Genomic DNA, 14,809 nt, shown 5'->3' with positions numbered 1-14,809 from the left:
TCGTGGGGAGCTTCGTGCCTCTTTTTCAGGCACCGGCGGCAGAGAGCGCCGGACGGTCGATCTTATCGCGCCCACGCCGACGCGGCGCCGACTTGCGCGCGTAACACCGCCGAAACGGCGACGAGGAAACATGCGGCCATGGAGTCACTGTTCGACGGATACACCTCGCGACGGTCGCCGCAGCGGGCCGGCGCCGCACCGTGGGACGAGATGTTCCCCGCAGACGCGCCGCCCGGCGGTGAGGGTGTGCGCCTGCCCTATCAGGACATGTACCCGGCGCTCGCGGCCATGGATGACGCAGAGCTGAGAGCGCGCACCGACGCCCTCGCCAGCTCGTATCTCGCACAGGGTGTCACGTTCGATTTCGCGGGGGAGGAGCGTCCGTTCCCGCTCGATGTGGTCCCTCGTGTGGTCGCCGCCGATGACTGGCGCTACGTCGAGTCGGGTGTGAAGCAGCGCGTGCGGGCTCTCGAGGCTTTCCTCGCCGATGTCTACGGGCCGCAGCTCGCGGTGCAGGACGGCGTGATCCCCGCGTCGCTGATCAGTTCGTCGGCGCACTTCCATCGTCAGGCGGCCGGGATCGTCGGAGCGAACGGGGTGCGCATCCACGTCGCCGGCATCGACGTCATCCGCGACGAGCTCGGAGCCTGGCGCGTGCTCGAAGACAACGTGCGCGTGCCGAGCGGCGTGAGCTACGTGCTGGCGAATCGGCGTGTGATGGCGCAGACGCTTCCTGAGCTGTTCACGAGTCTGCGGGTTCGCCCGGTCGTCGACTACCCGGGCCGCCTGCTACAAGCGCTGCGCGCTGCGGCTCCAGACGGCGTCGACGACCCGACGGTCGTGGTGCTGACCCCCGGCGTCCACAACTCAGCCTATTACGAGCACACCTTGCTCGCGCGCATGATGGGCATCGAGCTCGTCGAGGGGCGCGACCTGTTCTGCTCGGGTGGGCGGGTGTGGATGCACACGACCGCCGGCCCCACGCGGGTGGATGTGATCTACCGGCGGGTCGACGACGAGTTCCTCGATCCGCAGCACTTCCGTCCCGATTCCGTGCTGGGCGCCCCCGGGCTGATGCTCGCTGCCCGCCTCGGCAACGTCACGCTCGCGAACGCCGTGGGCAACGGCGTGGCCGACGACAAGCTGGTCTACACGTATGTCCCCGACCTGATCCGCTACTACCTGGGTGAGGAGCCCGTGATCCCGAACGTCGACACCTGGCGGCTCGAGGATCCGGGTGCGCTCGAGGAGGTGCTCGACAGGCTCGACGAGCTGGTGGTGAAGCCGGTCGACGGCTCGGGGGGAAAGGGGCTGGTCGTCGGACCCGATGCGTCGCGCAAGACGCTGGACGAGCTGCGCACGTCGTTGCGGGCCGATCCACGAGGCTGGATCGCCCAGCCGGTCGTGCAGCTGTCGACGATTCCGACGCTCGTGGAAGACGGATTCCGCCCGCGGCACGTCGACCTGCGTCCTTTCGCCGTGAACGACGGGCATGACATCTGGGTGCTGCCCGGCGGTCTCACCAGGGTCGCTCTGCCCGAGGGGCAGCTCGTCGTGAACTCCAGCCAGGGTGGCGGCTCGAAGGACACCTGGGTGCTGGATCCGTCGCTGTTCACCGGGCCGACGACGACCGTGGAGGGCGACCCGGACGCCGCGGCGGACGAGGTGTCGCTCGCCACCGGGGCGATCGCCGTGGTCGCACCGGCGCGCGAGGAGCCGCACCCTCCCTTTCTCTCGTCGCCGCAGGACGAGGACCTCGAGCTGCGGCACCACCAGCAACAGCAACAGCAACAACAGCAGGGAGGCGCAGGATGCTGAGCCGCATCGCCGAGGCGCTCTTCTGGATCGGCCGCTACGTCGAGCGGGCCGACGGCACCGCGCGCATCCTCGACGTGCACCTGCAGCTGCTGCTCGAAGACCCGTGGGTCGAGGAGGACACGGCCTGCCGTGCACTGCTCTCGGTGATGGGGACGACGGCGGATGCCGACACCGTGCTGAGTCGTGACGACGTGGTGCGGCTTCTCGCGCTCGACCGCGAGCACTCCGCGTCGATCGCCCACTCGATCGCCTCCGCCAGGGAGAACGCGCGCCGTGCGCGGGAGATCATCTCGACGGATCTGTGGGAGACGCTCAACGAGTCGAACGCCCGGATGCCCCGTCGCATCGCCTCGGACAAGACGCATCCGTTCTTCCGATGGGTGCGCGACCGCTCGGCGCTGGCGTTCGGCGTCGTCGACTCCTCGACGAGCCGTGATGAGGCATGGCACTTCTTCGTTCTCGGCCGGTCGATCGAGCGCGCCGACATGACCGCGCGTCTGTTGGCGACGCGATCGCTGACCGAGGCCGGTGGTCCGAGCTGGACGACGCTGCTGCGCAGCTGCGGTGCATACGAAGCCCATCTGCGCAGCCACCGAGCGGTGCCGACAGGCGCGTCCGCGGTGGAGTTCCTCCTGATCGACCGCCTGTTCCCCCGGTCGGTGCTCTCGAGCATCCTGCAGGCCGAGGAGTGCCTGCGCGGCATCGATCCGGCCGGTGCGTTCGGGGTGCCCGACCGGGCTCATCGCGTGCTCGGTCGCATGCGGTCGGAGCTGGAGTACCGACCGATCGGTGACACCGTGCACCGGCTGTCGGAGAGCATGGAGGAGGTCCAGGTGGGGATGTCGGTCGCGAGTGACGCGATCAGGGAGCGGTATTTCCCGTCGATCGCGATGCCGGTGTGGATCGGAGAAGCACTGTGAGCCGCCTCCAGATCGTGCACCGCACGGGTTTCCGCTACGAGCAGCCGGCGACGGCGTCGTACAACGAGGCGCGCATGCTGCCGCACTCCCGCGAGGGCCAGTTCGTGCTGCAGGCGACGCTCGACATCTCGCCGACCGCGACCCAGCATTCGTACTCCGACTATTGGGACACGCGGGTCTCGACGTTCGAGCTGCTGACCCCGCACCAGATGCTCTCGGTCACGGCGACGAGCGTGGTCGACGTCAGACCGCTGCCGACGGCGACCGCCGGGATCGACTGGGATGAACTGGAAGCCCGGATCCCGCAGTCGCTCGCGCTGGCCGAATGCGTTGCGCAGACCCCTGCCACCGCTCCGGATGACGAGATGCGCGATCTCGCCCTGCACTTCGAAGCGGAGGGCGGCGGAGTGGACGAGACAGCCCTCGATATCTGCCGCGCGGTCGGGGAGGCCATGGAATACCGCAGCGGCGTCACGGGGGTGAGCTCGACGGCGCGCGACGCCTGGCCTGCGCGATCCGGGGTCTGTCAGGACATCGCTCACGTGGCTCTCGGTGTGCTGCGCGCAGCGGGGATCCCGGCGCGTTACGTGTCGGGGTACCTGCACCCCGATCCGACGGCCGCGATCGGGCAGCCGGTGACGGGGGAATCGCATGCCTGGGTCGAGTGGTACTCCGGTGAGTGGCGCGGTTACGACCCCACCAACCTCGTCGACATCGGCGAATCCCACGTCTACGTCGGCCATGGCCGCGACTACGCCGATGTCGCTCCGCTCCGCGGCGTGTACGCCGGGCCGAGTGCGTCGGAGCTGTTCGTCTCCGTCGAGATCACGCGCCTCGGCTGAGGCGACGACATGGCCGGACGACGAGCGGCGGTGGGGAAGAATGAGACGATGACGGATGCATCGATCGAGCGCGAGACGCTCACCTGGGACGGCTTCGGATCCGCGACGCGAGATCTCGCGCGCAGCATCCTCGAGAGCGGCTTCGTGCCCGAGGTGGTGGTGGCCATCGCCCGCGGCGGTCTGCTGCCCGCAGGTGCCATCGCCTACGGTCTCGGTGCCAAGAACTGCGGCGCGATCAATGTCGAGTTCTACACCGGCATCGGCACCGTGCTCGATGCCCCGGAGGTTCTGCCGCCCGAGCTCGACATGGCCTATCTCGACGGTCGTCGCGTACTGCTCGTCGACGACGTCGCCGACTCGGGCCGCACGCTCGCACTCGCGGTGCAGCTGCTCGAGGACAAAGGCGCAGACGTGCGGTCGGTCACGATCTACACCAAGCCGTCGACCATCATCCAGCCCGACTACGCGTGGAAGGACACCGATCTGTGGATCAACTTCCCGTGGTCGTTCCAGGGCACGGTGCGTGAAGAGGATCTCGGGCTCGCGCCGTCGGCCTGACGCCCGCTCAGCCGCGCTGCAGTGAGCGCAGAGTCTGGATCGTGTCGGCGTCTGCGACGGTCTTGTCTGGGCGGTAGGCCTTGACGCGTGCGAAGCGCAGCGCGATGCCCCCGGGGTAGCGCGGAGAGCGCTGGACGCCGTCGATCGCGATCTCGACCACGAACTCCGGGCGCAGGAACACCGTCGACTGCGTGCGCCGCGTTTCGAACTCCGGGAATTGCTCGGTCTGCCAGCGCAGCAGCTCGTCGGTCAGACCCTTGAACGTCTTGCCGACCATCACGAGTCCACCCGGCTCGCCGAACTCTCCGCTCGGATCGAGTGCGCCGAGATGGAGGTTCGACAGCCACCCCTGTCGTCGGCCCGAGCCCCACTCGGCTGCGAGCACCACCAGATCGTAGGTGAGCACGGGCTTGACCTTGACCCAGGACTTGCCGCGACGCCCTGCCGAGTAAGGAGCGTCGATTCCCTTGACGAGCACACCCTCGTGCCCGGCACTCAATGCGTCACGTGACAGCTGCTCGGCGGCTGCGGGATCGTCGGTCACGATGCCCGGCATGCGCCACTCGCCGGCGACGCGTTGGAGCTCCGCCAGGCGGATCGCGAGCGGCTCGTCGAGCAGATCGCGGCCGTCGACGTGCAGTACGTCGAAGAACCAGGGGCGCAGCACGAGCTCGCGCGACACGTCGGCGCCGAACCGTGACATCGTCTCCTGGAACGGCCGGGGGCCGCCGTCCTCATCGAGCGACAGGGTCTCGCCGTCGAGGATCAGGTCGTGGGCCGGAAGACGTCGCACGATCTCGACGATCTCGGGCACGCGGTGCGTGATGTCGGCCAGGCTGCGGGTGTACACGCTCACGTCGTCGCCGCTGCGGTGCACCTGGATGCGCGCACCGTCGAGCTTGTACTCGACGGATGCCGTGCCCGTGACCGCGAGGGCCGCAGTCGGCGTGGCTGCGGTCGACGCGAGCATCGGCAGCACGGCACGGCCGACCACGAGGCCGACCGCGTCGAGTTCGGCCGCCGTGCCTGTGAGGGCGATGACCGCCGTGTCACCCAGGTCGCCGGACAGCATCGCTGCTCGTCGCACGGATGCCGCAGGGCGATCAGAGGCGCGAGCGATCGCGTCGAGCAGCACGCCGCCGAGCGCACCGGTGCGCAATTCGCCGAGCATCGCGCGCGACAGGAAATCCCATTCGGCGGCCGTGGCGCGGCTGGCGAGAGCGGAGAGCAGATCGGTGCGGGCGGCTGCAGACCCCGAGCCCGACGCGCTGGACAGAGCCTCGAACGCCGCGTCGACGTCACTGATCGTCAGCGACGGCTCGTCGGTGTGCGTCACCTCGAGGGCGGAGATCCCGCGCCAGCCCACACCCAGGCGTCCCTGACGCGGTGTCGCGAGGAGCAGCCCGACGAGGGTGGGGACGTCGTCGGCGTCCGCGCGCGCGAGCAACCGCGAGAGTGCATCGATCTTGGCGAGGCGCGATGCGGTGGCGGTGACCTCTTCAGTGGTGGAGACGAGCTCCGAGAGCAACATGGATGCAGTCTGGCACCGGCATCCGACATCGGCGACGCCCTTGCCTTCACGCTCGCAGCCACAGTAGAACGGCGAGGACTCAGCGCCCGCGGAACTCAGGCTTCCGCTTCTGCTGGAATGCGGCGAAGCCCTCGCGGTAGTCGTCGGTGTCGCACAGCGCGGCCTGAGCGGCGTTCTCGAGGTCGATCGAGTCCCACAGTGCCAGCCGCTCGTCGCGGATCCGCGTGACGAGCTGCTTGCTCGCCAGGAACGCGGCGGTGGCACCACGGGCGGCGGTCGCGGCGGCATCCGTCGTCGTCTGCAGCACCTCGTCGTCGGGGAGCACGCGCGAGAAGAGACCCGAGGCCACGGCTTCGGCGCCGCTCATCAGACGCCCCGTGTAGATGAGGTCGAGCGTCTTGTGCGCGCCGAGGCGCTCGACGAACAGGGCGTGCCCGCCTGAGTCGAGCGTGGCGCCCAGCGCCGCGAACGGCGAGCCGACCTTCGCCGACTCCGCGACATAGACGACGTCCGTGGCGATCAGCAGTCCGAGTCCGACGCCCAGGCACGCACCGTGGGCGACCGCGAACGACGGAGCGGGAAAACGTGCCATCCGCTGCAGCAGAGGAGTCACGAGCCCGCCGAGGTAGCCCATCACGTCGTCGTCGCGAGGATCCACGGCCGAGATGTCACGACCGGCGCAGAACGCACGGCCCTCGCCCCGGAGCACGAGCGCGCGCACGCCCGCCGCATCGGCCTCGTCGTATGCACGGCCCAGATCGCGCAGCGCCTGCTCGTCGAGCGAGTTCAGCTTGGCCGGCGCGTTCAGGACTATCGTCGCGACGTCGTCGGCCATGGTGAGATCGATCATCGGATGCTCCTCAGACGTCGTAGTCGACCACGACGCGGTCGCTCGTCGGGTGCGACTGGCAGGTCAGCACATAGCCGCGTTCGAGTTCGTCGGGCTCGAGCGCATAGTTCTCGGTCATCGTCACGCTGCCCTCGATGACCCTGGCACGGCAGGTGCCGCACACGCCGCCGGCGCACGCGAACGGGGCGTCGGGCCGCACCCGCAGAGCCGCGTTCAGCACCGACTCGTGAGCATCGACAGGGCTCTCGACGGTCGACGAGACACCGTCGAGGTTCACCTCGATGCGGATCGTCTTCGCGCCCGCCCCCACCTCGACAGGGCGTGGGGCGCGCACAGGTTCGTCGCCGGTGGTGAAGAGCTCGAACCGGATGTGCTCGCGGGGCACGCCGACGTCGGCGAGCACCTCGCGGCACAGATCGACGAGCGAGAGCGGACCGCAGAGGAACCACTCGTCGACGTCGGTCGGGTCGATGAGCATCGCGAGGATCGTGCGCAGCTTCTCCTCGTCGATGCGTCCCGACAGCACGGGAGCCGTGCGCTGCTCACGTGAGAGCACGTGGTGCAGTGTCACTCGCGTCGGATAGCGGTCTTTCAGGTCAGCGAGATCTTCGAGGAACATCACGTCGAGCGTCGAGCGGTTCGTGTAGAGCAGAGTGAAGCGCGAGGTGTCGGATCGCGTCAGCACGGTGTGGGCGAGAGCCATCAGCGGCGTGATGCCCGAGCCCGCGGCGATGCCGACGACGTGGCGCTGATCCAGATCGTCGAGCCCGGAGGTGAACGTGCCCTGCGGGCTCATCACATCGATCTCGAACCCGGCGTGCAGCCCGGTCTGCGCCCAGGTCGAGAAGAGGCCGCCCTCGTCGCGCTTCACGGCGACGCTGAGCCGGGTGGGCATGCCCGCCGCGATCTGCTCCGCCGTGCGATGCTCGGGCGCGCGGCACAGCGAATACGACCGGCGCACCTCGGTGCCCTCGAGGGTGGTGCGCAGCGCGACGTACTGGCCCGGCAGGTGATCGTAGTCGTCGGCGAGCTCGGCGGGAACCGTGAAGGTCACCTCGACGGAGTCGTCGGTGAGCGGCCGCACCTCTTCGACCATGAGGGTATGGAAGCGGGCGCGCTTCTTCGTGCTCGATGCGGAGGACGGACGGACGGATGCCGGTGAGACGGCACCGGATGGGGCGAACAGCGACATCAATGCACCTTGAAGTGGTCGAAGGGTTCGAGGCACGCGCGACATTCGAACAGGGCCTTGCACGAGGTGGAACCGAAGCGCGAGACCTCGCGGGTGTCGAGCGACCCGCACCGCGGGCAACGCACGCTGATCGCCAGGCGGATCGGGCCGGACGACAGCGCAGAACGTCCGCTCGGAGGCGCGATGCCGTACTGCGACAGCTTCTGCTTGCCGGCATCCGACATCCAGTCCGTCGTCCAGGCGGGGGAGAGCACGAGGCGCACGTCGACCTGCGCGTACCCGGCAGCGGTGAGCGCCAGGATGACGTCGTCGCGGATCGTGTCCATCGCGGGGCATCCGCTGTACGTGGGAGTGATGTCGACCCGCACGTTCTCACCGTCGACCACCACGGATCGGAGGACGCCGAGATCCTCGATCGTGAGCACCGGGACCTCCGGATCCGCGACGGCAGCCGCGATCCGCCACGCGTCTGTCTGCAGGGAGTCGGTCACCAGGATGCCCCCGGATGCCGCCGCGCGAGCACCTGCATCTCGGCGAGCAGATGACCCATCGGCGTCGCATGCGCGCCTCGACGCCCTCCTGCCGAGGATGCAGCGACGGTGGGTGTCTCAAGGTCGGCCTCTGCGAACACGGTGTCTACGACCGAATCGAAACCGCCGCGAAGCGTGGACGGGCGCACAGCGGCATCGCCGAGCCGATCGATCAGCGGCTCATCGCGGAAGAGCTCGTCGACATAAGGCCACACGTCGCCGAGCGCGCGGATGATCCGCTGCCGTGATTCGTCGGTGCCTCCGGCGAGGCGCAGCACCCACTGCACCGCGTGGTCGCGGTGGTAGTCGACCTCTTTGAGGGACTTCTCGGCGATCGCCGCGAACGTCTCGTCCGTGCTCGCCCGCAGTGCCGAGTACAGCTCGAACATGTACGTCGACACAACCAACTGCCGCGCGATCGTCTGCGCGAAGTCGCCGTTGGGCTGCTCGACGATCCAGGCGCTGCGGAACTCGGGCTCGTCGCGGAAGTATGCGAGGTCGTCTTCGGAGCGTCCGTCGAAAGAGCCGGCGAAGTGCAGGAATGAGCGGGCATGGCCGAGCAGATCGAGGGCGATGTTGCCCAGAGCGACATCCTCTTCGAGCTCGGGCGCGCGCGCGATCCACTCGCCGAGCTGCTGAGAGAGGATCAGGGCGTCATCGCCCAACCACAGTGCGTATTCGGCGATGTCGGCGGATGCCGCGGTCGCCCCCGCGCCGGTGAGCTCGTCGCTCAGGCGCAGCTCGTCGACCGAGACGTCTCCGTGGATGTCGTTCACAGGTGCGGCACCCCCTCGGAGGCCGTGTAGTAGACGGCATGCCGGTAGTTCTTGCCCGCGGGGCTCTCGAAGTAGGCGCCCTTCGCGTCAGGGTCGCTCGTGGTGATCGCATCGGCGGGCACGGCCCAGATCGACACGCCCTCGCCGCGGCGCGTGTAGAGGTCGCGGGCATTGCGGATCGCCATGTCGGCATCCGGAGCGTGCAGGGACCCGACGTGCACGTGGCTCAGTCCGCGATTCGCGCGGACGAAGACCTCCCAGAGAGGCCAGGGCTCGCGTTCGTCGGCACCGGGCGTCGCCATCACGCCACGGCCTTCGTCTTGAGAGTCTGCTTGCGGGCGTACTCGGCCGCGGCCTCGCGCACCCACGCGCCTTCCTCGTGCGCCGTGCGGCGGCGTTCGAGACGCTCAGCGTTGCAGGGGCCGTTGCCGCGCAGCACCTCGAAGAACTCGTCCCAGTCGATCTCGCCGATCACGTACTGGCCTGTCTCGTCATCGAAGCGCAGATCAGGATCGGGCAGCGTGACGCCCAGGATCTCGGCCTGCGGCACCAGCATCCCGACGAAGCGCTGGCGCAGCTCGTCGTTGGTGAAGCGCTTGATCTTCCACTTCATCGACTGAGCGGAGTTCGGAGACTGGTCATCCGGCGGTCCGAACATCGCCAGGCTCGGCCAGTACCAGCGGTTCACGGCATCCTGTGCCATCTGCTTCTGCTCGTCGGAGCCCTGCATCAGGGAGAGCAGGATCTCGAACCCCTGGCGCTGGTGGAACGACTCCTCTTTGCACACCCGAACCATCGCGCGCCCGTAGGGGCCGTACGACGCGCGGCAGAGCGGCACCTGGTTGCAGATCGCGGCTCCGTCGACGAGCCACCCGATCGCGCCCATGTCGGCCCAGGTGGGGGTGGGGTAGTTGAAGATCGACGAGTATTTGGCCTTGCCGCTGATGAGCTGGTCCATCATCTCGTCACGCGTGATGCCGAGGGTCTGCGCCGCCGAGTAGAGGTAGAGACCATGGCCGGCCTCGTCCTGCACCTTGGCCATGAGGATCGCCTTGCGCTTGAGGCTCGGGGCCCGGGTGATCCAGTTGCCCTCGGGCTGCATGCCGATGATCTCCGAGTGCGCGTGCTGCGAGATCTGACGGATCAGCGTCTTGCGGTAGGCGTCGGGCATCCAGTCGCGGGGCTCGATGCGCTGCTCGTTCGCGATGAGCTCGTCGAACAGGCGCTCCTCATCGGAGAGCTCGCCATCGACGAGGGAGAGGTCTGCGGGGCTGGTCATCATCGACTCCTCGGTATCCGATCGGCTTTACTGACCGGTCGTTAGGTAATTCTGACACGGAGGTTCGCTGCGCGCAAGACGCGGCGCTCAGCGCGAGCGCGAGACGAGGTCGAGAAGGGCCCGACCGTAGGCCTCGGAGGGATCCGGATGCTCGAATCTCAGCGTCTCTCCGGCGATCTCGACCTCGACCACGAAGGCGTCGGGAAGGCGGGTCAGTGCGCGGAACGTGCCGCGCAGCATCTCGCGCAGCTGGTCTTCGCGCGGCAGCCAGACGGCGTCCGCCAGGGTGACGGCGTCGAGCGCCCACTCGGTCGTGCCGTTGAAGGCGAGATCGGTGCCGCTCGGTGTCTGGCGCGCCTCGATCGTCATCTCGCTGACCGTGAAGACGTCGGCCTCGGCTTCGAGTTCGACGTCGTTCGGGAGATCGAGTTGAAAGCGATCTCCCTCGGCGGGATGCCACACGAGTCCGGCATCGCGCAGGGATACGGCCAGCTCTCGGGTGATCATCTCTCCACGCTAGACGACGTCGTCGGGTCGCGGCGCGGATCCCCCTGTGGATGACGATGCCCTCGGTGTCGGCGGCCTCGGGCCCGACGTCGGTGGCATGAGGCACAGTGGACACATGACTTCCCCCTCCTCTGTCGACACCCGCTCCGCTGCGCTCTCGGCGCTGCGCGAGCTGGTCGGCCGCTCAGACGCCGACTTCCACGACGGTCAGTACGAGGCGATCGAGGCGCTGGTCGAGGGGCGCCGCCGCGCGCTCGTCGTGCAGCGCACGGGGTGGGGGAAATCGGCGGTGTACTTCGTCGCGACGCTGCTGCTGCGGCGGCAGGGAGCGGGGCCGACCGTGCTCGTCTCGCCGCTGCTGGCCCTCATGCGCGACCAGATCGCCGCCGCCGAGCGCGCCGGCGTCCGAGCCGTGGCGATCAACTCCACGAACGCGCACGAATGGACGGAGGTGATGGAGCAGCTCGACCGAGACGAGGTCGACGTGCTGCTCGTCTCACCTGAGCGGCTCAACAATCCGGCTTTCCGCGAGCAGCAGCTGCCGGCGCTCGTCCGGCGGATCGGAATGCTGGTGGTCGACGAGGCGCACTGCATCAGCGACTGGGGGCACGACTTCCGCCCCGACTATCGGCGGCTGCGCGACCTCATCGAGCAGATGCCGCCAGAAGTTCCGGTGCTCGCGACCACGGCGACCGCCAACAGTCGGGTCGTGGCCGACGTCGCCGAACAGCTCGGCACGGGAGGCACATCGGGTGACGGGGCCTCTGAGGTGCTCACGATCCGCGGGCCGCTCGCCCGCACGTCGCTGCGGCTCGGAGTGCTGCGCCTGCCGAACTCGGCGAGCCGGCTCGCCTGGCTGCTGAGCCACATCGACGACCTGCCCGGTTCGGGCATCATCTACACGCTCACCGTCGCCGCCGCGGTTGACACCGCCCGGCTGCTGCGCGACCACGGCCACGATGTGCGCGCATACACGGGGCAGACCGACACCGACGAGCGCACCGAGTCAGAGGGGATGCTGAAGCGCAACGAGGTCAAGGCCCTCGTCGCGACGAGCGCACTCGGCATGGGCTTCGACAAACCCGATCTCGGTTTCGTCCTGCATCTCGGCGCACCATCGTCACCTGTCGCGTACTACCAGCAGGTCGGCCGCGCCGGCCGTGCGAGCGAGAGCGCAGACGTGCTGCTGCTGCCGGGTGTCGAAGATCGCGACATCTGGCACTACTTCGCGACCGCCTCGATGCCCGATCGCGAGCGCGCCGAGAGGGTGATCGCCGCACTCGGTGATCAGCCGATCTCGACGCCGGCGCTCGAGGCGATGGTCGACATCCGTCGTACGCCGCTCGAGCTGCTGCTCAAGGTGCTCGATGTCGACGGTGCGGTACGGCGCGTGCAGGGCGGGTGGGTCGCCACGGGCGAGCCCTGGACCTACGACGCCGAGCGCTACGAGCGCATCGCGGGCGAGCGCCGAGCCGAGCAGCAGCACATGATCGACTACGAGCAGACCGACGGATGCCGGATGGAGTTCCTCCAGCGCTCGCTCGACGATGACACCGCAGCGCCCTGCGGCAGATGCGACAACTGCGCCGGCATCTGGTTCCAGAGCGAGATCGGCGAATCGGCGACGACTCAGGCCGCGGAGTCTCTCGACCGAGTGGGAGTCCCCGTCGAACCACGCCGCGCCTGGCCGACCGGCGCCGACAAGCTCGACGTGCCCGTCAAGGGGCGCATCCCGGCGGGGGAGCAGGCAGGAGAAGGGCGCGCTCTCGCTCGACTGACCGACCTCGGCTGGGGTGGCACCCTGCGAGAGCTCTTCGCGGCGGGGGCGCCCGATGCCGCAGTGACTCCGCAGGTGCTCGGCGGCTGCGTGCGAGTGCTCGCCGACTGGGGGTGGACGGAACGCCCCGTCGCGGTGGTCGCGATGCCTTCACGGTCGCATCCGCTGCTCGTCGATTCGCTCGCCCGAGGCATCGCCGAGATCGGACGACTGCCGTATCTCGGCGCGCTCGATTTGGTGAACGGCGGCCCGAGCGGTCAGCCCGGGGGCAACAGTGTCTTCCGTCTCGCGGGCCTATGGGATCGCTTCAGCGCTCAGCACCTCGACATACCTGCGGGGCCCGTGCTCCTCGTCGACGACCTGGCCGACAGTCGCTGGACTCTGACCGTCGCCGCGCGCACACTCCGCCAGGCGGGAGCCACCGACGTGCTCCCGTTCGTCCTCGCGCTCCGCGGCTGACGCCGCCGCGGTCCCGCGCCGGGGCCCGCGCCGAGGCCCCGGGGCGGAGCGTCACCGCAGGTCGTAGACCCTCTTGTACTTGCCCTCGCTGCGCGGCAGCGTGCCCGGCTCCTCGACCTTGACGTCGACGCTGGTGCCGATGTGCACCTTGATGCGATGTGTGAGCACTGCAGCGGCGGCATCGCACTCCTCGACGCTCAGCGAGGGATGCCGCTCGATGCGCACCGTCATGGTGTCGAGCTGGGCGGCGCGGTGCAGCTCCAGCACGAAGTGCGGCGTCAGCGTCTCGATGCCCATCACGAGCTCCTCGATCTGGGTGGGGAAGAGATTCACACCGCGCAGGATGATCATGTCGTCGTTGCGCCCGGTGATCTTCTCGATCCGCCGGAGGGCGGGATACGTCGTTCCCGGCAGCAGACGGGTGAGGTCCCGTGTGCGGTAGCGGATCACCGGGAAGGCCTCTTTGGTGAGCGAGGTGAAGACCAGTTCGCCCAGGTCGCCGTCCGGCAGACGGTCGCCGCTGTCGCCGTCGATGATCTCCGGGAGGAAGTGGTCTTCCCAGATGTGGGGGCCGTCTTTCGTGAGCACGCTCTCGCTGGCGACGCCCGGCCCCATGACCTCGCTGAGCCCGTAGATGTCGACGGCGTCGATGTTCAGTCGCTGCTCGATCTCGCGGCGCATCTCGTTGGTCCACGGCTCGGCCCCGAGCACTGCCACCCGCAACGAGGTGCGCGTGGGGTCGATGCCTGCCGCCTCCATCGCATCGGCGATCGTGAGCAGGTAGCTCGGCGTGCAGAGGATGGCATCCGGCTCGAAATCGGCGATCAGCTGCACCTGTCGTGCGGTCTGACCACCGGAGACCGGGATCACCGTGGCTCCGAGCCGCTCGATGCCCGCGTGGGCGCCGAGCCCACCGGTGAAGAGTCCGTAGCCGTAGGCGTTGTGCACCTTCATGCCCGCGCGGATGCCCGCCGCGTACAACGAGCGTGCGACCAGGTCGCCCCAGCGGTCGAGGTCTCCCTCCGTGTACCCGACGACGGTCGGTCGCCCCGTCGTCCCCGACGACGCATGGATGCGTCGCACGTCGGGCATGGGCACGGCGAACATGCCGAACGGATAGCTCTCGCGCAGGTCTGCCTTCGTGGTGAACGGCAGCCTCTGCACGTCGTCGAGAGTGCGGATGTCATCGGGATGCACGCCGTGCTCGTCGAACTTGCGACGGTACGTCGGCACGTTCTCGTAGGCGTGGCGCACTGTCCACTGCAGGCGCTGCAGCTGCAATCGAGCCAGCGCAGCGGGGGAGTGCAGCTCGATCTCGGTACCGATCTCGGTGCGTTCCTCGTTCATCGTCGACTCCTTCGTCGCGGTGGTGGGCATGAGTCGCTTCACCCCTTCTGCGGTCGGTTCGTGGTGAGCGAGCGGCCGCGCACCTCGGCGACGACATCGCCCGACTCGTCGGTGACCGTCACGTCATAGATGCCGTTGCGACCGCTGACGACCCGCCGAACCGCGTGTGCTGTCAGTCGCTGCCCCGCGGTCGTGGATTTGAGGAAGGTGATGTCCGCGCCGCCAGCGACCGTGACCCGCTCGTCCTCATTGCAGGCGATCGCGAAGGCCGTATCGGCGAGAGTGAACACCAGGCCACCGTGCGTGATCGCGAAGCCGTTCAGCATGTCGTCACGCACCGTCATCGACACCACGGCCTCGCCGGGCTCATCGAGCTCGACGGTCATGCCGAGCATCGCCGACGCGGCATCGCGCTGCATCATG

15 protein-coding genes are annotated in these 14,809 nt (G+C 68.6%); 5 read left to right on the top strand and 10 right to left on the bottom strand.

Annotation, left to right across the window (positions count from 1 at the left end; genetic code table 11):
• Positions 1 to 138: 138 nt before the first annotated feature.
• The 4 genes from ACLKOY_RS06425 to ACLKOY_RS06410 are packed head-to-tail and all read left to right on the top strand — an operon-like array spanning position 139 to position 4,138.
• Positions 139 to 1,818, top strand: a complete 1,680-nt coding sequence (locus ACLKOY_RS06425) for a circularly permuted type 2 ATP-grasp protein (protein ID WP_436452908.1) — start codon at positions 139 to 141, stop codon at positions 1,816 to 1,818.
• Positions 1,812 to 2,738, top strand: coding sequence for an alpha-E domain-containing protein (locus ACLKOY_RS06420; protein ID WP_042539371.1), 927 nt, complete (start codon positions 1,812 to 1,814; stop codon positions 2,736 to 2,738). Before ACLKOY_RS06425 ends, ACLKOY_RS06420 begins: the two co-directional genes overlap by 7 nt.
• Entirely contained in the window at positions 2,735 to 3,580 is an 846-nt protein-coding gene (locus tag ACLKOY_RS06415) for a transglutaminase family protein (protein ID WP_436452907.1), read from the top strand. The genes ACLKOY_RS06420 and ACLKOY_RS06415 overlap by 4 nt, the downstream gene beginning before the upstream one ends.
• A 48-nt stretch (positions 3,581 to 3,628) precedes the next feature.
• Positions 3,629 to 4,138: a phosphoribosyltransferase gene (locus ACLKOY_RS06410; RefSeq protein WP_436452905.1), complete on the top strand. Its 510-nt coding sequence runs from the start codon at positions 3,629 to 3,631 to the stop codon at positions 4,136 to 4,138.
• A gap of 7 nt (positions 4,139 to 4,145) precedes the next feature.
• On the opposite strand, the gene ACLKOY_RS06405 is transcribed toward ACLKOY_RS06410, so the two are convergent.
• The 8 genes from ACLKOY_RS06405 to ACLKOY_RS06370 form a co-directional block, all read right to left on the bottom strand.
• The gene (locus ACLKOY_RS06405) at positions 4,146 to 5,669 is read right to left on the bottom strand and encodes an ATP-dependent DNA ligase (RefSeq protein WP_436452904.1); all 1,524 of its coding nucleotides are present in this window, start codon (positions 5,667 to 5,669) and stop codon (positions 4,146 to 4,148) included.
• A gap of 79 nt (positions 5,670 to 5,748) precedes the next feature.
• Positions 5,749 to 6,519 (bottom strand): enoyl-CoA hydratase/isomerase family protein, encoded by a 771-nt coding sequence (locus tag ACLKOY_RS06400; protein ID WP_436452903.1) that lies wholly within the window; start codon positions 6,517 to 6,519, stop codon positions 5,749 to 5,751.
• 10 nt (positions 6,520 to 6,529) lie between these two features.
• Positions 6,530 to 7,711: a 1,2-phenylacetyl-CoA epoxidase subunit PaaE gene (paaE, locus tag ACLKOY_RS06395; RefSeq protein ID WP_436452902.1), complete on the bottom strand. Its 1,182-nt coding sequence runs from the start codon at positions 7,709 to 7,711 to the stop codon at positions 6,530 to 6,532.
• Positions 7,711 to 8,202 carry a 1,2-phenylacetyl-CoA epoxidase subunit PaaD gene (gene paaD / locus ACLKOY_RS06390; protein WP_436452901.1) on the bottom strand — a complete coding sequence of 164 codons (492 nt, stop codon included), beginning with the start codon at positions 8,200 to 8,202 and terminating at the stop codon, positions 7,711 to 7,713. The genes paaE and paaD overlap by 1 nt, the downstream gene beginning before the upstream one ends.
• Entirely contained in the window at positions 8,199 to 9,008 is an 810-nt protein-coding gene (gene paaC / locus ACLKOY_RS06385) for a 1,2-phenylacetyl-CoA epoxidase subunit PaaC (protein WP_436454103.1), read from the bottom strand. Before paaC ends, paaD begins: the two co-directional genes overlap by 4 nt.
• Positions 9,009 to 9,013: 5 nt before the next feature.
• Positions 9,014 to 9,319, bottom strand: a complete 306-nt coding sequence (gene paaB, locus ACLKOY_RS06380; protein ID WP_056308954.1) for a 1,2-phenylacetyl-CoA epoxidase subunit PaaB — start codon at positions 9,317 to 9,319, stop codon at positions 9,014 to 9,016.
• Positions 9,319 to 10,296, bottom strand: coding sequence for a 1,2-phenylacetyl-CoA epoxidase subunit PaaA (paaA, locus tag ACLKOY_RS06375; protein WP_436452900.1), 978 nt, complete (start codon positions 10,294 to 10,296; stop codon positions 9,319 to 9,321). Before paaA ends, paaB begins: the two co-directional genes overlap by 1 nt.
• 87 nt (positions 10,297 to 10,383) lie before the next feature.
• Positions 10,384 to 10,803 (bottom strand): pilus assembly protein CpaE, encoded by a 420-nt coding sequence (locus ACLKOY_RS06370; protein ID WP_140036478.1) that lies wholly within the window; start codon positions 10,801 to 10,803, stop codon positions 10,384 to 10,386.
• 115 nt (positions 10,804 to 10,918) lie between these two features.
• Here ACLKOY_RS06370 and ACLKOY_RS06365 point away from each other — a divergent pair, with 115 nt between their 5' ends.
• Positions 10,919 to 13,039 (top strand): RecQ family ATP-dependent DNA helicase, encoded by a 2,121-nt coding sequence (locus tag ACLKOY_RS06365; RefSeq protein WP_436452899.1) that lies wholly within the window; start codon positions 10,919 to 10,921, stop codon positions 13,037 to 13,039.
• Between the two features lie 51 nt (positions 13,040 to 13,090).
• Here the strand turns inward: ACLKOY_RS06365 and paaK are convergent, their stop codons facing one another.
• Together paaK and paaI are read right to left on the bottom strand one after the other, a co-directional pair.
• Positions 13,091 to 14,386, bottom strand: coding sequence for a phenylacetate--CoA ligase PaaK (gene paaK / locus ACLKOY_RS06360; RefSeq protein WP_436452898.1), 1,296 nt, complete (start codon positions 14,384 to 14,386; stop codon positions 13,091 to 13,093).
• Between the two features lie 38 nt (positions 14,387 to 14,424).
• Entirely contained in the window at positions 14,425 to 14,808 is a 384-nt protein-coding gene (gene paaI / locus ACLKOY_RS06355; protein ID WP_436452897.1) for a hydroxyphenylacetyl-CoA thioesterase PaaI, read from the bottom strand.
• Position 14,809: the final 1 nt, after the last annotated feature.

Source organism: Microbacterium sp. K2 (genome assembly GCF_051365005.1).
Classification (GTDB): Bacteria; Actinomycetota; Actinomycetes; order Actinomycetales; family Microbacteriaceae; genus Microbacterium; species Microbacterium foliorum_B.
The sequence above is the reverse complement of the archived record's forward strand: the minus strand, read 5'-3'. Positions and strand labels throughout refer to the sequence as shown.